Source organism: Desulfomicrobium macestii (assembly GCF_014873765.1).
Classification (GTDB): domain Bacteria; phylum Desulfobacterota; class Desulfovibrionia; order Desulfovibrionales; family Desulfomicrobiaceae; genus Desulfomicrobium; species Desulfomicrobium macestii.
Map to the genome: position 1 here is coordinate 60,606 of NZ_JADBGG010000012.1, position 20,774 is coordinate 81,379.

At 59.7% G+C, this 20,774-nt stretch carries 20 protein-coding genes; 15 read left to right on the top strand and 5 right to left on the bottom strand.

The genetic code is table 11. The annotated features are described in order from the left end of the window. Positions 1-62: 62 nt before the first annotated feature. The 8 genes from H4684_RS09420 to H4684_RS09455 all read left to right on the top strand — a co-directional run bounded on the left by H4684_RS09420 (position 63) and on the right by H4684_RS09455 (position 8,867). Entirely contained in the window at positions 63-1,166 is a 1,104-nt protein-coding gene (locus H4684_RS09420; RefSeq protein WP_192623539.1) for an ABC transporter ATP-binding protein, read from the top strand. An 11-nt stretch (positions 1,167-1,177) separates the two neighbouring features. Continuing rightward, positions 1,178-2,257, top strand: a complete 1,080-nt coding sequence (locus H4684_RS09425; protein WP_192623540.1) for an ABC transporter ATP-binding protein — start codon at positions 1,178-1,180, stop codon at positions 2,255-2,257. Between the two features lie 9 nt (positions 2,258-2,266). Next, positions 2,267-3,136, top strand: coding sequence for a carbohydrate ABC transporter permease (locus H4684_RS09430; protein WP_092191690.1), 870 nt, complete (start codon positions 2,267-2,269; stop codon positions 3,134-3,136). Then, positions 3,133-3,930, top strand: coding sequence for a carbohydrate ABC transporter permease (locus H4684_RS09435; protein WP_092191692.1), 798 nt, complete (start codon positions 3,133-3,135; stop codon positions 3,928-3,930). Before H4684_RS09430 ends, H4684_RS09435 begins: the two co-directional genes overlap by 4 nt. Before the next feature lie 10 nt (positions 3,931-3,940). Continuing rightward, positions 3,941-4,219, top strand: a complete 279-nt coding sequence (locus H4684_RS09440) for a DUF2160 domain-containing protein (protein WP_092191694.1) — start codon at positions 3,941-3,943, stop codon at positions 4,217-4,219. A gap of 83 nt (positions 4,220-4,302) precedes the next feature. Continuing rightward, a complete protein-coding gene (locus H4684_RS09445) occupies positions 4,303-6,042 on the top strand; it encodes an ABC transporter substrate-binding protein (RefSeq protein WP_092191696.1) in 1,740 nt (579 codons plus the stop codon). 595 nt (positions 6,043-6,637) lie between these two features. Then, the gene (ltrA, locus tag H4684_RS09450) at positions 6,638-7,894 is read left to right on the top strand and encodes a group II intron reverse transcriptase/maturase (protein ID WP_225940348.1); all 1,257 of its coding nucleotides are present in this window, start codon (positions 6,638-6,640) and stop codon (positions 7,892-7,894) included. A gap of 151 nt (positions 7,895-8,045) precedes the next feature. Further along, entirely contained in the window at positions 8,046-8,867 is an 822-nt protein-coding gene (locus H4684_RS09455; RefSeq protein WP_192623542.1) for a competence/damage-inducible protein A, read from the top strand. 182 nt (positions 8,868-9,049) lie between these two features. Here H4684_RS09455 and H4684_RS09460 read toward each other — a convergent pair whose 3' ends face one another. Then, positions 9,050-9,514, bottom strand: a complete 465-nt coding sequence (locus H4684_RS09460) for a 23S rRNA (pseudouridine(1915)-N(3))-methyltransferase RlmH (RefSeq protein ID WP_092191700.1) — start codon at positions 9,512-9,514, stop codon at positions 9,050-9,052. Positions 9,515-9,708: 194 nt separating this feature from the next. On the opposite strand from H4684_RS09460, the gene H4684_RS09465 reads away from it, so the two are divergent. The 5 genes from H4684_RS09465 to H4684_RS09485 all read left to right on the top strand — a co-directional run bounded on the left by H4684_RS09465 (position 9,709) and on the right by H4684_RS09485 (position 14,652). Further along, positions 9,709-10,158, top strand: coding sequence for a PilZ domain-containing protein (locus H4684_RS09465; protein WP_192623543.1), 450 nt, complete (start codon positions 9,709-9,711; stop codon positions 10,156-10,158). A gap of 13 nt (positions 10,159-10,171) precedes the next feature. Beyond that, on the top strand, positions 10,172-10,561 hold the full coding sequence (locus H4684_RS09470; protein WP_092191704.1) for a hypothetical protein: 390 nt from the start codon (positions 10,172-10,174) through the stop codon (positions 10,559-10,561). A gap of 21 nt (positions 10,562-10,582) precedes the next feature. After that, positions 10,583-11,488 (top strand): AAA family ATPase, encoded by a 906-nt coding sequence (locus H4684_RS09475; protein ID WP_092191706.1) that lies wholly within the window; start codon positions 10,583-10,585, stop codon positions 11,486-11,488. A gap of 126 nt (positions 11,489-11,614) precedes the next feature. Next, positions 11,615-13,477 carry a DNA topoisomerase 3 gene (locus H4684_RS09480; RefSeq protein WP_092191708.1) on the top strand — a complete coding sequence of 621 codons (1,863 nt, stop codon included), beginning with the start codon at positions 11,615-11,617 and terminating at the stop codon, positions 13,475-13,477. Continuing rightward, positions 13,474-14,652 carry an HD domain-containing phosphohydrolase gene (locus H4684_RS09485; RefSeq protein ID WP_192623544.1) on the top strand — a complete coding sequence of 393 codons (1,179 nt, stop codon included), beginning with the start codon at positions 13,474-13,476 and terminating at the stop codon, positions 14,650-14,652. The genes H4684_RS09480 and H4684_RS09485 overlap by 4 nt, the downstream gene beginning before the upstream one ends. Here the strand turns inward: H4684_RS09485 and H4684_RS09490 are convergent. The 4 genes from H4684_RS09490 to folK form a co-directional block, all read right to left on the bottom strand. Next, entirely contained in the window at positions 14,621-15,136 is a 516-nt protein-coding gene (locus H4684_RS09490; RefSeq protein ID WP_092191712.1) for a hypothetical protein, read from the bottom strand. The genes H4684_RS09485 and H4684_RS09490 overlap by 32 nt on opposite strands. A 407-nt stretch (positions 15,137-15,543) precedes the next feature. Continuing rightward, positions 15,544-16,191, bottom strand: coding sequence for a fructose-6-phosphate aldolase (gene fsa / locus H4684_RS09495; protein WP_192623545.1), 648 nt, complete (start codon positions 16,189-16,191; stop codon positions 15,544-15,546). Positions 16,192-16,358: 167 nt separating this feature from the next. Beyond that, entirely contained in the window at positions 16,359-16,610 is a 252-nt protein-coding gene (locus H4684_RS09500) for a transcriptional regulator (protein WP_092191716.1), read from the bottom strand. Continuing rightward, complete coding sequence (gene folK, locus H4684_RS09505) at positions 16,610-17,140, bottom strand: 2-amino-4-hydroxy-6-hydroxymethyldihydropteridine diphosphokinase (RefSeq protein WP_192623546.1); 531 nt, start codon at positions 17,138-17,140, stop codon at positions 16,610-16,612. The genes H4684_RS09500 and folK overlap by 1 nt, the downstream gene beginning before the upstream one ends. Before the next feature lie 62 nt (positions 17,141-17,202). Here folK and xerD point away from each other — a divergent pair, with 62 nt between their 5' ends. Together xerD and H4684_RS09515 are read left to right on the top strand one after the other, a co-directional pair. After that, entirely contained in the window at positions 17,203-18,081 is an 879-nt protein-coding gene (gene xerD / locus H4684_RS09510; protein ID WP_192623547.1) for a site-specific tyrosine recombinase XerD, read from the top strand. Position 18,082: 1 nt separating this feature from the next. Continuing rightward, entirely contained in the window at positions 18,083-20,755 is a 2,673-nt protein-coding gene (locus tag H4684_RS09515) for a CBS domain-containing protein (RefSeq protein ID WP_192623548.1), read from the top strand. Positions 20,756-20,774 lie beyond the last annotated feature (19 nt).

A 20,774-nucleotide genomic window follows, 5' to 3' on the forward strand; every position in this document is an offset into this window, starting at 1 on the left:
TTTGAACACGATCCGGCCCTCATCCAGATGCCGGAATTCATATCCTGCCATGGAGGAGCCGCATGGGGCTTCAGCTTGATTTCATTGACAGAATAGTGGACGGCGAAACGCACCTCAAGGACATTTCGCTCAATTTCGAAACCGGCCGGCGTTATGTGCTGCTGGGTCGCACCCAGGCCGGCAAGACCTCGCTCCTGCGCATCATGGCCGGACTCGACCGTCCGTCAAAGGGCAAGGTCCTGGCCGACGGCAAGGACGTGACCGGCATGTCGGTGCGCCGCCGCAGCATTGCCATGGTCTACCAGCAATTCATCAACTATCCATCCCAGACGATTTTCGAAAACATCGCCTCGCCCCTGCGCATCGCGGGGATGCCCAAGGCCGAGATCGAACGGCGGGTCATGGAGACAGCCCGGATGCTGCATCTGGAGCCCCTGCTTTCGCGCCTGCCTGCCGAGCTTTCCGGCGGACAGCAGCAGCGCACGGCCATTGCCCGGGCCCTGGTCAAGGAGGCCCAGCTCCTGCTCCTCGATGAACCCCTGGTCAACCTGGACTACAAGCTGCGCGAGGAGCTGCGCGACGAACTGCAACAGATCTTCGGCCAGCGCGAGTCCGTCGTGGTCTACACCACGACCGAACCCACCGAGGCCCTCATGCTCGGCGGCAACATCATCATCATGCACGAGGGCAGGGTGCTGCAGACCGGCCCCACGGCCGACGTCTATCATCATCCGGCCACGACGCAGGTCGCCGAAGTCTTCAGCGACCCGCCGATCAACTTCATCACCGCCGAGGTCGACACCGAAAAGGCGCATCTGCGCATCGGCATCGATCTGCCCCTGACCGGACATCTGTGTGATCTGCCGCCTGGCGCCTACAAATTCGGCATCCGCTCGCACCACTTCAATCTGAACCGCAAGACTCCCGATGACGTGGAGATCCGCACCATTGTCGAGCTGGCAGAAATCAACGGTTCCGAAACCTTTGTGCATTTTCACTATCGAAACAGGTCCCTGGTCCTGCAGGAACAGGGGGTCAGGACCTTCAAGGCCGGGCAGGAGATTTCGGTCTTCGTGCGGCCCTGCGATGTCTACGTGTTCGGAGAGGACGACCGCCTGGTCAAGGCGCCTGCATGTCCCGCCACTTGCGCCCATAGCGTCAACTAAAGGATTTTTTCATGGCCAAAATTGAACTTGAGAACATCGCCCACAGCTATCGGGCCAAGCCCGCGAGCGATGACGATTTCGCACTCAAGAAAGTGCAGACGGTCTGGGAAGACGGCGGCGCCTACGCGCTTCTGGGGTCCAGTGGCTGCGGCAAGACCACCATGCTCAACATCATCTCGGGCCTTCTGACCCCAAGCCAGGGGCGCGTGCTCTTCGACGGCAAGGACGTGACCAAGCTGCCGCCGGAAAAGCGCAACATCGCGCAGGTCTTCCAGTTTCCGGTGCTCTACGACACCATGACGGTTTTCGACAACCTGGCCTTTCCGCTGCGCAACCGCAAGGTGGAGGAGAGCGAGGTGCGTTCGCGTGTGCACGAGATCGCAGAGATCCTGGACCTGAGTCCCTACCTGAACAAGCGCGCCAGCGGCCTGGCCGCGGACGCCAAGCAGAAGATCTCGCTGGGGCGGGGCCTTGTGCGCAAGGACGTCGCCGCCATTCTTTTCGACGAGCCCCTGACCGTCATCGACCCGCATCTCAAATGGCAGCTGCGCCGCAAATTGAAGGAAATCCACCACCAGTTCGGCCTGACCCTCATCTACGTGACCCACGATCAGACCGAGGCCATGACCTTTGCCGACAAGATCGTCATCATGTACGATGGCGCGCTCCTGCAAATCGGTTCCCCGGATGAACTTTTCGAGGACCCGGCGCACACCTTTGTCGGGTATTTCATCGGCAGTCCGGGCATGAACCTCCTGCCGTGCAAGGTGGACGGGAACCAGGCCGTGCTCGACTGCGGCAGCATCCCCCTTGATCCGGCCGTGGCCGCCAGGGCGGGGCAGGGCGAATTTCAGATCGGCATCCGTCCGCTGTACCTCGAACTGACGGACGAACCCCGTGACGGAGCAGTGCCCGGACGCATCGTCTCCGTGGAGTTCGAAGGCAGCAGCCGCATCGTGACCGTGGAATCGGGTTCATCCAAGCTCAAGGTCAGAGTCCCCGAAGGGCGGCCCATCCCGGCCGACAGCTGCTGGGTTGTCTTTCCGCCTCGGCGGACCAAGCTTTTTCGCGACCAGTATCTGGTCAAGTAGGAGGTGGGCGTGGAAAAATGGGAGAACAACAGGGCCTGGTTTCTTATCCTGCCCGTCTTTGTCATCGTGGCCTTCAGCGCCATCATCCCGCTTATGACCGTGGTCAACTACTCGGTCCAGGACATCCTCGGACCGGGGCAGAGCGTCTTTGTCGGCACGGAATGGTTTCGCGAAATGCTGACCAATTCCCGCCTGCATGACGCACTCGTGAAGCAGCTCATCTTTTCCGGTCTGGTGCTCCTGATCGAGATCCCGCTCGGCATCGCCATCGCCCTGACCATGCCCCACAAGGGCTGGACCGCTTCGGCCTGTCTGGTGCTCCTGGCCTTGCCGCTGCTCATCCCCTGGAACGTCATCGGGACCATCTGGATCATCTTCACCCGGCCCGACATCGGCCTCTTCGGAGCGGCCATCAACAGTCTGGGACTGGGCTTCGATCACACCGCCAACCCCCTGCATGCCTGGATCACGGTCATGCTCATGGAGGTCTGGCACTGGACGCCGCTGGTGGTCCTGCTGGCCTACGCGGGCCTGCGCTCCATCCCCGACGCATACTACCAGGCCGCCAAGATCGACGGGGCCAGCCGCTGGGCCGTGTTCCGCTACATCCAGCTGCCGAAGATGCGCGGGGTGCTGACCATCGCGGTGCTGCTCAGGTTCATGGACAGCTTCCTGATCTACGCGGAGCCCTTCGTGCTGACCGGAGGCGGTCCCGGCAACGCCACGACCTTCCTGTCCATCTATCTGGTCAAGCTCTCGACGGCCATGGATCTTGGGCCCGCCGCGGCCTTTTCCATCATCTACTTCCTCATCGTCCTGCTTTTCTGCTGGCTTTTCTATCAGGCTCTGCAGGCTGTGGGCACGGGGGACAAATCATGAGAAAACGTCATTTCATCCTGGTTTTCTATCTCGTCCTGCTGCTGCTTCCCATTTACTGGATGCTGAACATGTCCCTGCGCACCAACGCGGACATCATGCGCTCCTTCGAGCTCTTCCCGAGTTCCATGACCCTGGACAATTATGCCAAGATCTTCTCGGATCCGTCCTGGTATTCGGGCTACATCAACACCATGATCTACGTCAGCATCAACACGGTCATCTCCCTGGTCACGGCGCTTCCCGCCGCCTATGCCTTCTCGCGCTTCCGCTTCATCGGCGACAAGCACGTCTTCTTCTGGCTGCTGACCAACCGCATGGCGCCTCCGGCCGTTTTCCTGCTGCCGTTCTTCCAGCTCTATTCGACCTTCAATCTCATCGACACGCACATCGCCGTGGCCCTGGCGCACTGCCTGTTCAACGTGCCGCTGGCGGTCTGGATCCTGGAAGGATTCATGTCCGGCGTGCCTCGCGAGATCGACGAAACGGCCTTCATCGACGGGTACAGCTTCCCGCGTTTCTTCCTGGCCGTGTTCATCCCGCTCATCCGGGCGGGCATCGGCGTGACGGCGTTCTTCTGCTTCATGTTCAGCTGGGTTGAGCTGCTTCTGGCCCGCACCCTGACCACCACCGTGGCCAAACCCATCGCCGCGACCATGACCCGCACGGTCAGCGCCTCCGGCCTTGATTGGGGTCTGCTGGCAGCGGCCGGCATCCTGACCATCGTGCCCGGCGCGCTGGTCATCTGGTTTGTACGCAACCATCTGGCCAAGGGCTTCGCCCTGGGCCGGGTTTAGGAGGGCTGCCATGAATATCGCCTGGATGGCCTGGACGCCTGTCACGGCAGGTTTTTTCACGTTCATCGTGCTCATGCTCATCAGCATGACCATCTGGCAGATCATCTCTCCGAGCATTGCCCGCCGGGGATTTCTGCCCATCGTCACCACCCGTGGAGACCGTCTGTTCATAAGCCTTCTGGGCAGCGCATACATCCATCTGGCCTGGCTTGGCCTGACGGATCTGGCTGTCTGGATCGCTACCATGATATCCGTGCTTTTTCTTGTCACCGTCATGCGCTGGGGTTGAGATCAGGACACCAGCGCGGTGCAGCGAGGAAGGCGGAAACGGCGTTTTGGGGTTTGTTGGAATAACCGCAAATGGAGGTCCGTATGCAAGTTCGACGTGTACTCTTAACCGGAATGCTCATCGTGGCGTTCCTGGGCGTCACCACCCTTGGCTTTGCCGACGAGGCAGCCCAGAAGGCGGCGGCGAAAAAATGGATCGAAGAGGAGTTTCAGCCTTCGACGCTCAGCAAGGATGAGCAGATGAAGGAAATGGAATGGTTCATGAAGGCTGCCGCCCCGTTCAAGGGCATGGAGATCAAAGTCGTCTCCGAAACGATTCCCACTCATGAATACGAGTCCAAGGTCCTGGCCAAGGCCTTCTATGACATCACCGGCATCAAGGTCACCCATGACCTGATCCAGGAAGGCGACGTCATCGAAAAGCTGCAGGTTCAGATGCAGTCCGGCGAAAACGTCTTTGACGGTTACGTCAACGACTCGGACCTCATCGGCACCCATTTCCGCTATGGCGCCGTGGTCAACCTGACCGACTGGATGGCTGGCGAAGGCAAGGACGTGACCCTGCCGACCCTCGACATCGACGACTTCATGGGCAAATCCTTCACCACCGGTCCCGACGGCAAGCTCTATCAGCTGCCCGACCAGCAGTTCGCGAACCTTTACTGGTTTCGTTACGACTGGTTCCAGAAGCCCGAGCTCAAAGAAAAGTTCAAGGCCAAATACGGCTATGAACTGGGCGTGCCGGTCAACTGGTCCGCTTACGAAGACATCGCCGAGTTCTTCACCAACGACGTGAAAGAAATCGACGGCAAGGCCATCTACGGTCACATGGACTACGGCAAGAAGGCTCCCGATCTTGGCTGGCGTTTCACCGATGCATGGCTGAGCATGGCCGGCGCCGGTGACAAGGGCATCCCCAACGGCGTGCCTGTCGATGAATGGGGCATCCGCGTGGACGGCTGCCGTCCCGTCGGCGCCAGCGTCTCACGTGGCGGCGCCGCCAACGGCCCGGCCGCCAAGTACGCCCTGCGCAAGTACATGGACTGGCTGCGTCTCTATGCACCTCCCGGCGCCCTGGGCATGGACTTCTATCAGTCCCTGCCGAGTCTGGCCAAGGGCAACGTCGCCCAGCAGATCTTCTGGTACACCGCCTTCACCGCCTCCATGGTCGAAAAGGGCACTCCGGTTGTCAACGAAGACGGCACCCCGAAATGGCGCATGGCTCCCTCACCCCACGGCCCATACTGGGAAGAAGGACAGAAGCTCGGCTATCAGGACTGCGGTTCCTGGACTCTCCTGAAGAGCACTCCTGTTGACCGCCGCAAGGCCGCCTGGCTCTTCGCCCAGTTCTGCGTGGCCAAGAGCACCTCTCTGAAAAAGGCTCATGTCGGCCTGAACCCTGTTCGCGACTCCGACATCCGCCACCAGTCCTTCACCGACCGCGCGCCCATGCTCGGCGGTCTGGTTGAGTTCTATCGCAGCCCGGCCCGCGTGGCCTGGACGCCCACCGGCACCAACGTGCCCGATTACCCCAAACTGGCACAGCTGTGGTGGCAGAACATCGGTGAAGCCGTCTCCGGCGAAGTCACCCCTGAAACCGCCATGGACAACCTGGCCGCCGAACAGGACAAGATTCTGGAACGCCTTGAGCGCGCCAATGTGCAGGGCGAATGCGGTCCGAAGATGAACGAGCCCCGGGACGAGCAGTACTGGCTCGACCAGCCCGGCGCTCCCAAGCCCAAGCTCGAAAACGAAAAGCCCAAGGGCGAAACGGTCGACTACGACCAGCTGATCCAGGCCTGGAAGGCCGGAAAGGTCAAATAACCTCCAGGGCACGGCAACACACGGGGGAGCGTCTTCGGATGCTCCCTTTTTTGTTGGTGCGCCCGGCAGGGCGCACCCACTTGGAGGTGAAAGTCCTCTGCGCACCCGACAGGGGGAAGCGCTAGCTGGACGGCAAGGGTGTCCATCGCGAGGTGGAATCTGAAGGAAGCCGCAGGCAAAACCCTGGCTCGACGAACAGAAACCGCATATGAGGCGGCCGCGCCGGATGAGAAGGCCAATATCTTCAAAGTCCGATACCTGTACGGAAGGCGCGGACGTAAATGCGGCGGGCATAAGGGGGAAGGTGGGTGTGCATTACCCGGGGAGGTCTGGGCGTTTGCCATGTGCTACCCGCGTCGAGAGGCGCGGGGATGAGCGCCCAGAAGTCAGCAGAGGTCATAGTAGGTCCCTCGACCGGACTGAAGGACCGAACATGTAACATGGGGCAGGAGCCTGAATTTCGATGACCAGCAGTAACGCAGAAGGGCAGAGACATTCTGTCGCCATGACCGAGGGTAGGGGACGGAATCCCCGAGAGCAGGTCTGTGGTGCGGATGTGGTCACGGCAAGGACGGGGCTCTCCTGGCCGAAGGCTATGGACGTGATGGAAGCGGTGGTCGAACGCGAGAACATGCGCGCCGCAGCAAAGCGTGTGCGCAGCAACAAGGGTGTCCCCGGCGTAGACGGCATGCGTGTCGAGGATGTTTGGGGGTACTACGGTCCTCATATCGAGAGGTTACTTTTGGACGGGAGCTACGAACCGCAACCGGTCCTGGGGGTCGAGATTCCCAAGCCCGGAGGCGGTACCAGGCAATTGGGTATCCCTACGGCCATGGACCGCTTGGTCCAGCAGGCGCTGCATCAGGTGCTCACGCCGATCTTCAATTCGGGCTTCTCCGACTCAAGCTACGGATTCCGTCCCGGTAGAAGCGCGCATCAGGCCGTGCAGAAGGCACGGGAGCATGTCGCCGCCGGCAAACGATTCGTGGTGGACATGGATCTGGAGAAGTTCTTCGATCGCGTGAACCACGACGTGCTCATGGCGCGCGTGGGCCGCAAGATTGGGGATAAGCGGGTGCTCGGCCTTATCCGCCGGTTCCTGCAAGCGGGGTTGATGACGGGCGGGCTGTGCAGTCAGCGGTCGGAGGGCACTCCGCAAGGAGGGCCGCTCTCCCCGCTGCTGTCGAACATCCTGCTGGACGACCTGGACAAGGAACTCGAACGCCGAGGTCATGCGTTCTGCCGATACGCGGATGACTGCAACATCTATGTGCGCACCCGCCGCTCGGGGGAGCGCGTCATGGCCTCGATCAGCCGGTATCTGCAAACCCGGTTGAAGCTTCAGGTGAACGCCGCCAAGAGCGCGGTGGACCGCCCCTGGAACCGTAAATTCCTTGGGTACAGCATGACGTTTCACAAACAACCGCGGCTGAAGGTGGCTCCTGCGGTGGTCGCCCGGTTGAAAGAATCGGTACGCGAGGCTTGGCGCAAGGGGCGCGGTGGCTCCCTACAAACGGTGATTGACTCACTCTCGCTGAAGCTGCGTGGCTGGGTGAATTACTTCAAGCTGGCCGAAGTGAAGAACGTGTTCGAGGAACTTGACGGGTGGGTTCGGCGTCGCCTGCGCTTGATCCTTTGGCGTCAGTGGAAAAGGTCGCACACTCGGGCCAGGAAGCTGATGCAGAGGGGCTTAAGTGAGGCTCGTTCGTGGAAGTCAGCCACCAATGGGCATGGGCCATGGTGGAACTCGGGAGCCTCGCATATGAACGCGGCCTTCCCCAAGAACTACTTCGATAAATTAGGACTCGTGTCTCTGCTGGATCACTACCATAAAATTCAATGTGTTACATGAACCGCCGTATACGGAACCGTACGTACGGTGGTGTGGGAGGACGGCGGGGGTGACCCCGCCTCCTACCCGATTCGCGGGCATGGGCGAGGGGGTATGCAGGCCAAGGCGGCGGGGCGGCGGACGCGACAAAATTTCGGCACGGGGGAAGAGCATGACGTATTCGGCGATTGCGGAAATCCTGGTCATCGGCAACGAGATTCTCATTGGCGACATCCAGGATACCAACACGAGCTGGCTGTGCGGGCTGATCAATTCCAGGGGAGGGCATGTGGCGCGCGGGACCATGCTGCGCGACAACGTGGACGAGATCGCGGCAGAGGTCGGGCGCGCCCTTGAACGCGGGGCGGACGTCATCTTCACTTCCGGCGGGCTCGGCCCCACGGCCGACGATCTGACCCTGGCCGCGGTGGCCCGGGGCCTTGGGCTGCCGCTGGAGCTGCACCCCGAAGCCTTGCGCATGGTCAAGGAGCAGTACGACAATTTTCACGCCCGGGGCATCATGGCCCAGGGCGGACTCAACCCCGGCCGCGAAAAAATGGCCTGGCTGCCCAAGGGTGGCGTGCCGCTCTTCAATCCGGGAGGGACCGCGCCCGGCGTGCTGGTTCGAAAAGGCCGGACCTGCGTCATCTCGCTGCCGGGAGTGCCCTCGGAACTCAAAGGCATCATCGAAGTCTCCCTGCAGGATTTCATGCAGCAGACCTTCGGCGACGGAGGCTCCCTCGGCACGGCGCTGCGCGTGCTCTGTAACGACGAATCCATTCTGGAGCCGGTCCTTGGCAGGGTGGTTCCAAGGCATCCCGGAGTCTACATCAAGTCCCTGGCCTCGACCGTGGGCATGACCCCGGAACTGGACATCACCCTGACCGTCACCGGCGGCAGGGCTGAAGAGCGCACGGCGCTTCTGAAGGCGGCGGTGGAGGAGTTGTCCCGGGGGCTGACGGAGGATGGGATCGGGTTCAGGGAAAGGGCGTGAACCGGAAAAAAGCGGAAAAAAGCATGGATTCCCGCCTTCGCGGGAATGACACGGCAGCGACACGTGAATACGCAGTCGGTCCGGGAGCTGCCCCGGCACGCCACCACGGCGTCATCCCCGCGAATGTTTGCCCGGCATGGGCAGGCGGGGATCCATCCTCCCGACCTGCCGGACAATGACGCTCAATAATGGTACGTCCTGCCCGCCATGATGGTCGTGGCCCGGAAGAGCTGCTCGTAAAGCACCACCTGGGCCAGCTCGTGGGGCATGGTCAGGGGGCTCAGGCTGAGCTGGACCTGGGACCTGGCCAGAAGCTCCGGCGACAGCCCCATGGCTCCGCCGATGACGAAGCAGCAATCCCCGACGGGATTTTCAAGCAGCGGGCGCAAAAACGAGGCGAAATCCACCGAAGTGAAAAGCCTGCCCGTCTCGTGCAGGGCCACGAGGGCGTCCTTGGGGCCAATTTTTTCAAGAATGCGCAAGGATTCAAGGCGTTTTCTTTCCGCTCCCTCGGCCTGCGGGCAATCCTTGACATTCTGGACATCGATGCGCACGACAGGCGTAAGCATTTTCGCGTAGTGGGCTATCGCCTCAAGGTAGTATTTTTTCTTTATTTTACCGACAGTTATGATTTTGAGTCTGTACATGTTCCTCCGGGATTTCTGCGGATTCTTCACCGTCGAATCGGGCTTTTCATGTTTTTTTGCGTTTGCGTCGAGGGATTGATTTTCAATAAAATCAAGGGCAATGATACAGCATTGCCTATCGTTGCCTCCCGGAATATTCCGGTCCGGCAGCGGGTCATGGATAAATTTCCAGCCACGGTCTTTGGAGGTGTTGCATGAACAGCAAGGTAGGACAAGGCGATCAGGACGTGAAAGTTGAGCGGACAGCGGAAGATTCCAGTCTGCTCATTGCCTGCGACAACGACGGCAAGAAGGTCGTGCGCAAATCTTTTCGCGTGCCGGTGCCTCACGGGCTGGTGACCATGAACCATGACGGACTGAAGCACTCCGTCAAGGACCTGTCCATGTACGGAATCGGGCTCTCCGTGACGAGTCCCGACGCCTTCGTGATCGGCAGCGTTCTTAGCGACGTGCAGATCGTCTTTCCCGACCGTTCGTTTCACGTAGATGTCCGCATCGTGCATATCTCCCCTTACGAAGGAGAGACTCTCATTTGCGGCATGGAGATAATTAATACCCATGATTCCGGTTATATAGACTGGATGACGCGGGTGGTCTCCGAAATCAAGAGTTCCGTCCTTTCAAGCGTCACCAAACCTTCCTGAAGCGGGAAAGCAGATGAGCACAAGCGAGCAACACGACATTCTCGGCGAACTTTTTCGGGAAGACAGGAACCTTGCGGCCGTGCCCGGCCTCGAAGAACTCGATTCTCTGATTCACGCCTGCCTGGCGCCGACGGCTCCGCGCCCCGCGACCGGAAAAAAAGTCCTGCCGCTCAAGTCCAAGGCCGGGGCGAGCAGAAAAAAGACGACCCATTATCTGCGCGAAGACGTGTTCGACGGCTTGACCCAGGCCAAGGTGATCCTGAAGCGGTTGCTGCCCGAAGGAGCCAAAGGCAGGGCGTCCAAATCCAATCTGGTCAATTATGCGGTCAATACTCTGCTCAGGGAAATCGAGGAAAAGGGCGTTGATAGCCCCATCATCAAGAGAATCCTCGAAAAAAAATGAAGTAACGGCAGGAGGCTGTCAATGAAGGTGATCTGTCCGCAGTGCAAGAAAGAGCACAACATCGATGAATCAAAGATCCCTGCGGGCGCCACGGTGGCGCAGTGCAGGGCCTGCGGCCATCGATTTTCGCTTTTTGAACCGGCCCCTGAAGAGCAAGCGCCAAAACCCGGACCGCGCAGGATCGGCGTGACCCTGAGCAAGGGCGGGGTGGGCAAAACCACCACCTCCGTCAATTTGGCCGCCGGCCTGGCCCTGGCCGGGTACAAGGTGCTTTTGGTCGATACGGACACCCAGGGACAGGCTTCCTATCTGCTGGGGCAAAAGCCCCAGGTCGGACTGACGGAACTGGTCACGGGCGAGTTGCCTGCCTCCGAAACCATTGTCCAGGCTCGGGAAAATTTATGGCTGCTGGCCGGTGGAAGAGCCCTGGCAGGCGTGAAGCGCATGATCGACCGCAAGGATTTCGGCGGCGAGCTGACCCTGGTCGAGGCTCTGGAACCCATTGAAAAGGATTATGATTTCGTCATAGTGGACACTTCGCCGGGATGGGATCCGCTGACGGTCAATGTCCTTTTCTATGTCTATGAACTCATTACCCCCGTATCCCTTGAAGTCATGACACTTCAAGGATTGGTTGAATTCTTGAAGAGCCTTTCGTCCATCCAGAAATATCGCACCGAAGTGACCCTGAACTACATCCTGCCGACATTTCTGGACAAGCGCATCAAGAATCCCGACGCCATCCTGGAAAAACTCAAGGACCTGTACGGGGAATATGTCTGCACGCCCATCCGCTACAATGTCCGGCTCTCGGAATCCCCGGCGTACGGCAAGACAATTTTCGAATACGCCCCGGGTTCCCACGGTTCGCAGGACTACCGTGACCTGGTGCGCAAGATCACCGGACGTCCGGAACTGTTCGCCTGAGATGTGCCGCATTGCATTTGAAATCCCTGCGTATTCGCGTGCGCAGGGATTTTTGCTTCATGAAAACCGGCCTGTTGCCGGATCGCCGCACGGGGTTTCCCCCCTTTTGCGGGCCAAGAGGTTGATGTGCCCAGAACTTTGATCATAGCCGAAAAGCCCTCCGTGGCCCGCGAACTGGCCGGTGTCCTTGGCGTCAAGGGACGTGGGGAGGGATTTCTGCAAGGGCCGGAGCATGTGGTCACCTGGGCCGTGGGGCATCTGGTCAACATCGCCGAACCCGCCGAGCAGAACCAGGCCTGGTCCGGGCGCTGGTCCATGCGCCAACTGCCCATGCTGCCTTCCCGCTTCACGCTGGGAATCCTTCCGACCACGGCCAGGCAGTACGAGATCATCCGCAAATTTCTGCTCGATGACGACATCGAGGCCGTGGTCAACGCCACGGACGCGGGGCGGGAGGGGGAACTCATCTTCCGCCGCATCTATCTGCTGGCCGGGAGCACCAAGCCGATAAAGCGCCTCTGGGCCAACGACATGACCGAAAAAGGCCTGCAAAAGGCCTTCGCGAACATGGTCAGCGGAGAGGAAAAAAGAAATCTGGGACACGCCGCCTTTGCCCGGGCCGAGGCCGACTGGCTGGTGGGCATGAATTTCTCCCGACTCTTCACCCTGCGCGCGGGCAGCCTCATCACCGTCGGACGGGTTCAGACGCCGGTTCTCAAACTGCTGGTCGAACGCAGGCGCGAGATCGAAAATTTCGTGCCTCGGGATTACTGGACCGTGGAAGGCGAATTCGCGCATCAGGCCGAGACGTTCAAGGCGACCTGGTTCGCGGCTCCGGATTTCAAGGATTCCAAGATTTGGCAGGTGGAGGAAGGGCAGACGGTGGTCCAGGCCTGCGTCGGAAGGGATGGAGAGGTCCTTGAAATGGAAAAGAAGAAGGGCAGGCAAAAGCCGCCGCTTCTTTTTGACCTGACCAATCTGCAAAAAGAAGCCAACTCGCGTCTTGGTTTTTCGGCTCAGCAGACGCTCTCCATCGCCCAGGATCTCTACGAGAAGAGAAAGCTGATCACCTATCCGCGTACGGACTCACGGTATTTGACCCGGGAGCTTTTCGCCGAATGCCTGGACAACATGCGCGCGGTGTACGCCCATTTTCCTGAAATTTCCCAGGCGGCCGCCGCCAACATCAAGGCTGGAAAGAAAAAATTCGAATGCGTCAACGACAAGAAGGTCTCGGATCACCACGCCATCATCCCCACGGCCCTGCGCGCCAACCCGGCCACGCTGGGCAAGGAGGAGTGGGCCATCTACGAAATGATCTGCAGACGTTTCGCGGCGGCCTTCATGGATGACGCCACCTTTTCCGGTTCGACCCTGTGGATCGGGGTGGAAGGGCATCGCTACCGGGCCACGGGCAAGATATTCCATGACAAGGGCTGGCTTGAAGCCGAACCCTGGCGCGCCTCCGAGGACAACCCCCTGCCGAATTTGCGCAAAGGGGCGGCCGTCACGGCCCAGAACCTGGAGTTGGTCGCGCACAAGACCAAGCCTCCGGCGCATTTCACCGACGCCACGCTTCTTGCGGCCATGGAAACGGCGGGCAAGCTCATCGACGACGAGGAGCTCCGGGACGCCATGAAAGAGCGCGGCCTCGGCACTCCGGCCACTCGCGCCCAGATCATCGAGACCCTGCTCGCCAGGAAATACATCGGCAAGGACGGCAAGCGTCTCGTGGCTACGGATCTTGGCTGCTGGGCGGTGGACGTGGTCTGCTCCATGATCCCGCAGGTGGCTTCGCCCGAACTGACCGGCGAATGGGAAAAGAGACTCAAGGAAATGGAGCAGGGCGGATATGCGTATGGCGTCTTCATGCATCAGGTTCGGGAGATGGTCAGTACCGGAGTGAACCGGGTCAAGGGCAGCAACGCACGCCCGCCCGCGTGTCCGGTGGTTTCGGACAGACGGACGAACAAAGAGGTGAACCCATGAGTTCCATTCTGATCGTCGATTCGGACGGCAAGGCCCTGTCCGTCATGCAGCGCAGGCTGCGCAGGAATTTCGAGGCTCACATCGCCCTTGGACCACGCAGCGGCCTGCAGCGGATCAGGGAAGAGGGGCCGTATGCGCTGGTCATGGCCGAATTTTCCATGCCGGAGATGGACGGTGTCGATTTTCTGGCCGAGGTGGGAAGATTGAGTCCGGAGAGCGCCCGCGTGCTCATGAGCCGCACTCCCATGGACGTCGCGAATCTGGTGCGGGCGATCAACGAGGGAAAGATCCAGCACGTGCTGTCCCCATCCTGCGAGGATGAGGCGCTGATCGGCGTCGTCCAGGAAGGCGTCAACCGATACAATCGCATATCGGCTTCGATCGGGAACATGCAGGAGGTCCATGCCATCTTCGCCAAAGCCGTGCATGAGCTTGTCTGCTGGCTGCGTGCCGACGTGCGCGGGGTCATCAGTCCCTTGCTGCCCCTGCTCCGAGACCTTGGGCAGAAGGCGGGCAATCCGAGACCCACGGTCACCGAGACCGCGCTTCTGCTTTCGATCATCGGGCTTATCGTCCTGCCCCCGGCCTTGCTGGAGAAAATAGTCCAGGGCGGATCACTCAGTGACGATGAACTGCTGGCGCTCGCGGGCCATCCGGAACATGCGGTGGAATGGGTCAGGCATTTGCCGCAATTGCGGGAAGTCGCGGATGTTCTCCGGGATTACGCCAACGCCTTGCATCTGAGTTTGCTGCCCGAGACCGCGGAACCGCTGGAGCGGCCGGTCATATCCACTGAAGGCACGCTTCTGGCCATGGTCATGGAATATCGCCTGGGCGGCTATGCGCGGCTTGAGACTGCCGGGATTCTGGACCGCATGCGTCGCGGCAGCATCTATTCCAAGGCCCAGGTCAAGGCCTTGGAAACGGTGCTTATGGCGCTTGATCAGGACGAGGTCGAGATCGGTCTGGACAGTCTGGCGCCGGGAATGGTGCTGTCCAGGGCCGTCATCGGCACCCGGGACGCCGTTGAAGTCGTCATGGTTCCGGAAGGATACGAGTTGTCCCGGACGACCATTGTCTTTCTGCGCCAGTCGGCACGCCATGGCCAGGTCCGGGAACCTTTTTTCGTGCGAAAGCTGAGCGTCATTCCTCAAGAAGGTAATGATACCGCTTGAGATTTGAGTAGGTCCATTCCAGAATTTTCTGCATTTCCGCCGTGACCCCCTCGGTGTGAACCTGGCCCTGATAATGGTTCAGATAATAGGCCAGCGTTCCCGCATCTTCCTGATATACCAGAACAATTGAATACTGAGAGGCTATGCCCGGGCGATCCGGAAATTCGGCCTGGGTAAGCACATTGAGGACGAATTTCTTCTTGTTCGAGACTTTGAGTTCAAAAAGCTTGCTGGCGATGACCTCTTCCTTGAGCTTGTACGAAAGCAGGGTGCCGCTTTGATCGGAGCCCCGACTCTGGATGTCCAGGGGGAATTTGCCCGACGAGTCATCCTTCGGGATGTCGGCCGCCGGTATGGTCTTGGGCTGTTGTTCCTGCACGGGCCGTGCGATGCCGGGGGTTGAATTGTCCTGGGTCTCGGCCCACACGGGCAAGGCGACAAACAACACAGTCAAGACGATCAAGAGGGTCGGAGCGCATTTCATGGGAAGACCTCGTGTTGTGGATTCATCAAGTCACGGTTCAAGTTCATAACAAAAGAGAAGCGACATAGGCAATGGCCTGACATTGCTCAACCTTGGTTTTCTTAAAGTTAACATAATTTTCATTATGAGACAAAAGAAAACGACTGCGTGGAGTGGTTCGGGAGTCCTCGATTGGACTTTGATGGCCTTAAATAGGCTGGAATGAACAAATGGACTTCCTTGAAAGGCGCAGACAAAAAAACCGGATCGGCGTTTCTGCGCCGATCCGGTTGATCAGGATATTTTTACGTGCCTGTCATGTCCCGGGTCCATCAGTCCATCCCGGTCCGTGCAAGTTCATTTCAGTCCGTCAGGTCCACCCATCGGATCAACCCATCAGGTCCAGTTCACCAAATTCACTCCGGGCTTCATTTCCCGGCTTTCTTCTCCCAATCCTTGAGAAACGCGGCAATGCCCTTGTCCGTCAAGGGATGGTCAATGAGTTGCTTTAAGATCTTGAATGGCACCGTGGCGATGTGGGCTCCCGCCATGGCCGCGTCCAGGACATGCAACGGGCTGCGTATACTGGCCGCGATGATGCGGGTTGAAAAGCCGTAATTGGCGTAGATGCCCAAAATCTGGTGCACCAGCTCCATGCCGTCCTGACCGACGTCATCGAGGCGTCCCAGGAACGGGCTGACGTAGGCCGCACCCGCCTTGGCCGCAAGCAAGGCCTGGGCAGCGGAAAAAATGAGGGTAACGTTGGTCTCGATGTCCTTGGATTTCAAGATGCGCACGGCTTTGAGGCCTTCGGCCGTCATGGGCACCTTGACCACGACATTGGGTCCAAACTGCATCAGCTCCTTGGCTTCACGGACCATGCCCTCGGCATCGAGCGCGATGACCTCAAGGCTGACAGGCCCCGGTACCAGCTTGCAGATCTGTCCGGCGATGTCCCGCCAGTCATCGGCTTCCTTGCTCATGAGCGAAGGGTTGGTGGTCACTCCATCCACGAGCCCCATTTCCATGGCGGCCTTGATCTCGGTCAAGTTAGCGGTATCAATGAAGAATTGCATGCTTACCTCCCCCTGGCAGACCGTTCAAGAAATGGTGAGATGCATGGAAGCCAAATAATCCAGGACTCGCAGCGGATTGCGCATACATGAGCGGTCTGGATTTTTTCCCTGGCGCAGCAGCTCGCCTTTTTCAAGGGCCTGAGAATTTGGATTTTTTCAACAGCCAGCTAGTCGATCATTTTCAGATATTTGTCCCGGCATTCATAACTGCAGAAACAGCGCACCTCTTCACCTTCCTTGATGCGGATGTCCGAATCCTTGGAAACGTAGGTTCCGCAGATGGGATCCTTGACCAGAACGCCTTCCTTGGCCAGCTTCTCTTCCTGCTTGTTTTTGACCTCGACCTTCTTCTTCTTGTCATTGGTCACGAGTTTGTAAAGGATGAAGCACACGGCAGCCAGAATGACAAATTTAAGCATTATTCACCTCGGGGAATGGCGTTTGTGGCCTGCAGAATCCGATCGCCATCAAGGCGATACGGAAGCCGGGACAGCCACTGTGATGGACAAAGGTCCCGGATGCGGATTTCCGGAGCCAGGTGCATGAGCGGAACGAGCACGAACGCCCTTTCAAGCATTCGTGGATGAGGAATCTGCAGGCGCGGCGAATCCCACTCCACGTCACCGTAGAGAAGGAGGTCGATATCGATGATTCGTGGCCCCCAGTGAGTCGTGCGAATTCGGCCCATGCGCGATTCGATGTCGGCCAGGACGTCAAGCAGCTCTTCGGGGGAATACGGGGCGCGGACGAAAATACGCGTCACGCAGTTGGCAAACCAGTCCTGATCGCGCATCCCCTGCGGCTCCGTCCGGAAAATCGGGGACACGGCGTCCACCTCAAGACCGGGGGCATCATGCAGGGCCTTGACGGCTTGATGGACATTGGCCACCGGGTCCCCCATGTTGGACCCCAGGCCGATATATGCGTGAGAGGCGCTTGGTTTGGGCATTGGTTGAAAAAGCTACCTTTTTCAGCTTGTGCAGGCAAGAGGCCAGATGTACCTTGCCGGGAATGCACGAAGAAATCGACGCTTACCTCCAGCACCTGACCGTCATTCGCGGCTTGGCCGAAAAAACCGTCGAAGCGTATGGTTCGGATCTGCTTTTCTTCCGGGAATTTCTCACTGATCTTGGCGGCAGCCTCGGCAAGGTCGATGAACACACCCTCTTCCTTTATATGGTGCATCTGCGGCGAAAAGGGCTCAAGAACACGTCGATGGCCCGCAACCTCTCAAGTTTGCGGGGTTTTTTCGATTTTATGGTGCAGGAGCGCCTGCTTGATTCCAGTCCCGCCGCCCTGCTGGACAGCCCCAAGCTGGTCCGCAAACTGCCCGAAGTCCTGTCCCGGGAAGAGGTCACCGCCCTTTTGAACCGCCCTGTCATGAACGTCCGCCTGGGTTTTCGGGACCGGACCATGCTTGAGCTGCTCTATGCCTGCGGGCTGCGCGTGTCCGAACTGGTCTCTCTTGCGCTCCCCGACTTCGATCCCCAGGCCGGGCTGCTGCGCGTCCTCGGCAAGGGCAGCAAGGAGCGCTATGTGCCCCTGCACGAGTCCGCGGTCAGCCTGCTGCTCGCTTACCTGCAGCACTGGCGCCCTCTTTTCGGTCCCAAGACCGACACGATATTTCTCAATCGTTCGGGTCTGGGGCTTTCCCGACAGGGCGTGTGGAAGCTCTTGAGCCGCTACGCGCTGGAGGCCGGGATAAACCGTCCGGTTTCGCCGCACACCCTGCGCCACTCCTTTGCAACGCACCTGCTCGAAGGCGGTGCCGATCTGCGCACCCTGCAGATCCTGCTCGGCCACAGCGACATCATGGCCACGGAAATCTACACCCACGTGCAGTCCGCCCGCATGGCCGCCCTGCACCGCAAATTTCACCCCCGGTCCTGAAATGCCCCCCGAAACCCCTTTCAACACGGTCATCACCTGCCACGCCAACGCGGATTTCGACGCCCTGGCCGCCATGATCGCGGTCAGCAAGCTCTATCCAGGCGCCGCTCTGGTCTTCCCGGGCACCCAGGAGAGTTCGCTCAAGGATTATTTCATCCAGAGCGCCATGTATCTCTTCAATTTCAAGAGCCTCAAGGATCTTGACCTGAATGCGGTGCGGCTTCTGGTGGTCGTGGACACCAGGCAACGCTCGCGGCTCGCGCACGTGGAGCCTCTTTTTGCCTTGCCGGACCTTCAGATCCATCTCTACGACCACCATCCGGCCACCGATGACGCGCTCGATGCGAGCCTCGACATCTATGAGGCCTGGGGGGCGACCACGTCCATCATCGTCGCGAAACTCAAGGAAAAAGCCCTGACGGTCAGCCCCGACGAAGCCACGATCATGGGCCTTGGCATCTTCGAGGACACGGGCGGTTTCACTTTCAAGTCAACCACCGAGCACGATTTCGAGGCCGCGGCCTGGCTTCGGACCATGGGCATGGACCTTGACGTCATCCGCGACATCATGAGCCGCGAACTGTCCACGGAACAGGTCGCCATCCTGTCCGAGCTCATCGATTCCGCCACCACCCATACCATAAACGGCGTCGACATCGTCATCGCCGAGGTCGTGCTCGACACGTATGTCGGAGATTTCGCCCTGCTCACCCACAAGCTCATGGACATGGAGAACATCCGCGTGCTCTTTGCCATCGGCCACATGGGCGACCGCATCCAGCTCGTGGCCCGCAGCAAGGTTCAGGAAGTGGATGTGGGCGTGGTCTGTTCGTCTTTCGGCGGCGGCGGCCACGCCTATGCGGCGTCGGCCTCCATCAAGGACCGCACCATTTCTCAGGTAAAGGATGAGCTTTTTGCACTACTCTATTCGCTCATAAATCCCCAGATGGTGGTCAGGGATTTCATGTCCTCGCCCGTGGTCCGCATAAAGGCCGCCCAGAGCGTGGTCCAGGCGGCGGAGGTCATGGTCCGTTACGGGCTAAAAGCCCTGCCCGTGGTCGAATACGGCGACCAGGTCTGCGGCATCATCGAGAACAGCGTGGCCGAAAAGGCCGTCGGGCACGGCCTTGGAGACGAGCGGGTCACGGAGTACATGCTCGAGGATTTTCATTTCGTGACCGAGGACCAGGACCTCTACCAGGTCATGGAGATCATCCTTGGGCATCGCCAGCGTCTGGTCCCTGTGCTGCGCGGCCAGGAACTGGTCGGGGTCATCACGCGCACGGACCTGATCAATCTCATGGTCCAGGAGCCGGCCCGCATTCCCGAGTCCCTGCTTTCGGACAAGCGCCAGGAGAAGAACATCCGCCAGATATTGCTGGAGCGCCTGCCCAAGGACATCGTTTCCCTGCTTCAGCTTGCCGGGCAGACCGGACAGGAGCTTGACGTAGCGGTCTACGCCGTGGGCGGATTCGTGCGCGACATGCTGCTTGGCATCCCCAACGATGACATCGATCTTGTGGTCGAAGGCGACGGCATCGCCTTTGCCCAGAATCTCGGGCGCAAGCTCGGGGCGCGGGTACGCCCACATTTGAAATTCCGCACCGCGGTGCTCATCCTGCCCGGCGGCCAGAAGATCGACGTGGCCACGGCCCGCCTCGAATACTACGAGTATCCGGCCGCCCTGCCCATCGTCGAACTCTCGTCGCTGAAGATGGACCTGTACCGCCGCGATTTTTCCATCAACACCCTGGCCATCCACCTCTGCCCGCCCCACTTCGGGCGTCTGGTGGATTTTTTCGGAGGGCAGCAGGACATCAAGGACGGGGTCATACGGGTCCTGCATTCCCTGTCTTTCGTGGAAGACCCGACGCGGATCATCCGCGCCATCCGATTCGAGCAGCGTTTCCAGTTCAAGATCGGCGGACAGACCGAGCGGCTCATCAAAAATGCCGTGCGCCTGAACATCTTTCAGAAGCTCTCCGGAGCGCGCATCCGGCACGAACTGCGCCTTTTGGCCGAGGACAGCGCGCCGCTGGACGCCTTCATCCGTATGCGTGACCTGGGCCTTTTGCAGGAGATCCACCCCCTGCTCCATTTCCCGCAGACCAAGGAAGCCCTGCTGGAAGAGATCGAGCGGGTCATCACCTGGTACAAGCTGCTCTTCCGCGAGGAGGCCCCGGACATCTGGATCGTCTATTTTCTCGGGCTGGTGTCGGGCTTCGACACACATCAGGTCCAGGCCCTGACCTCGCGGCTCAGGTTTCCGCCCAAGCGCATCGAACTGGTGGAGTCCACCCGTCGCCAGTTGCGCTATGTGGCCATGCAGCTGGCGCAGTGGGGAAAGAACGGTGGGTCCGCGGCCGACCTGTACGACATCCTCTCCCCCCTGTCCCTGGAGGGCCTCCTGTACACCATGGCCAAGCAGCGCAAGCTGGAGCTTAAAAAAGCCGTCTCCCACTACCTGACTCATTTGCAGGACGTGGGCATCCTGGTCACCGGATCCGATATCAAGAAAATGGGTCTGGAACCTGGTCCCAGGTTCGCGAACATTCTGCGTGCGGTGAAGCGGGCCGTCCTGAACGGGGAAGTGCGCACCCGTGAAGATCAGCTGAAGTACGCCAGGCGTATGGCCGCATCACTCCAGGGGCAGGAGCCCAAAGCCGTTTCTTGACCAAAGCGGGGCAATTCTT

Excerpts from the sequence above, each read along its gene's own strand:
- H4684_RS09475 (WP_092191706.1), top strand. The coding sequence starts at position 10,583 with ATGAAGGTGATCTGTCCGCAGTGCAAGAAAGAGCACAACATCGATGAA.
- H4684_RS09470 (WP_092191704.1), top strand. The coding sequence starts at position 10,172 with ATGAGCACAAGCGAGCAACACGACATTCTCGGCGAACTTTTTCGGGAA.
- folK (WP_192623546.1), bottom strand. The coding sequence starts at position 17,140 with ATGCCCAAACCAAGCGCCTCTCACGCATATATCGGCCTGGGGTCCAAC.
- H4684_RS09425 (WP_192623540.1), top strand. The coding sequence starts at position 1,178 with ATGGCCAAAATTGAACTTGAGAACATCGCCCACAGCTATCGGGCCAAG.
- H4684_RS09500 (WP_092191716.1), bottom strand. The coding sequence starts at position 16,610 with ATGCTTAAATTTGTCATTCTGGCTGCCGTGTGCTTCATCCTTTACAAA.
- H4684_RS09440 (WP_092191694.1), top strand. The coding sequence starts at position 3,941 with ATGAATATCGCCTGGATGGCCTGGACGCCTGTCACGGCAGGTTTTTTC.
- H4684_RS09460 (WP_092191700.1), bottom strand. The coding sequence starts at position 9,514 with ATGTACAGACTCAAAATCATAACTGTCGGTAAAATAAAGAAAAAATAC.
- H4684_RS09485 (WP_192623544.1), top strand. The coding sequence starts at position 13,474 with ATGAGTTCCATTCTGATCGTCGATTCGGACGGCAAGGCCCTGTCCGTC.
- xerD (WP_192623547.1), top strand. The coding sequence starts at position 17,203 with ATGCACGAAGAAATCGACGCTTACCTCCAGCACCTGACCGTCATTCGC.
- H4684_RS09465 (WP_192623543.1), top strand. The coding sequence starts at position 9,709 with ATGAACAGCAAGGTAGGACAAGGCGATCAGGACGTGAAAGTTGAGCGG.
- H4684_RS09490 (WP_092191712.1), bottom strand. The coding sequence starts at position 15,136 with ATGAAATGCGCTCCGACCCTCTTGATCGTCTTGACTGTGTTGTTTGTC.
- ltrA (WP_225940348.1), top strand. The coding sequence starts at position 6,638 with ATGGACGTGATGGAAGCGGTGGTCGAACGCGAGAACATGCGCGCCGCA.
- H4684_RS09445 (WP_092191696.1), top strand. The coding sequence starts at position 4,303 with ATGCAAGTTCGACGTGTACTCTTAACCGGAATGCTCATCGTGGCGTTC.
- H4684_RS09420 (WP_192623539.1), top strand. The coding sequence starts at position 63 with ATGGGGCTTCAGCTTGATTTCATTGACAGAATAGTGGACGGCGAAACG.
- H4684_RS09455 (WP_192623542.1), top strand. The coding sequence starts at position 8,046 with ATGACGTATTCGGCGATTGCGGAAATCCTGGTCATCGGCAACGAGATT.
- fsa (WP_192623545.1), bottom strand. The coding sequence starts at position 16,191 with ATGCAATTCTTCATTGATACCGCTAACTTGACCGAGATCAAGGCCGCC.
- H4684_RS09515 (WP_192623548.1), top strand. The coding sequence starts at position 18,083 with ATGCCCCCCGAAACCCCTTTCAACACGGTCATCACCTGCCACGCCAAC.
- H4684_RS09435 (WP_092191692.1), top strand. The coding sequence starts at position 3,133 with ATGAGAAAACGTCATTTCATCCTGGTTTTCTATCTCGTCCTGCTGCTG.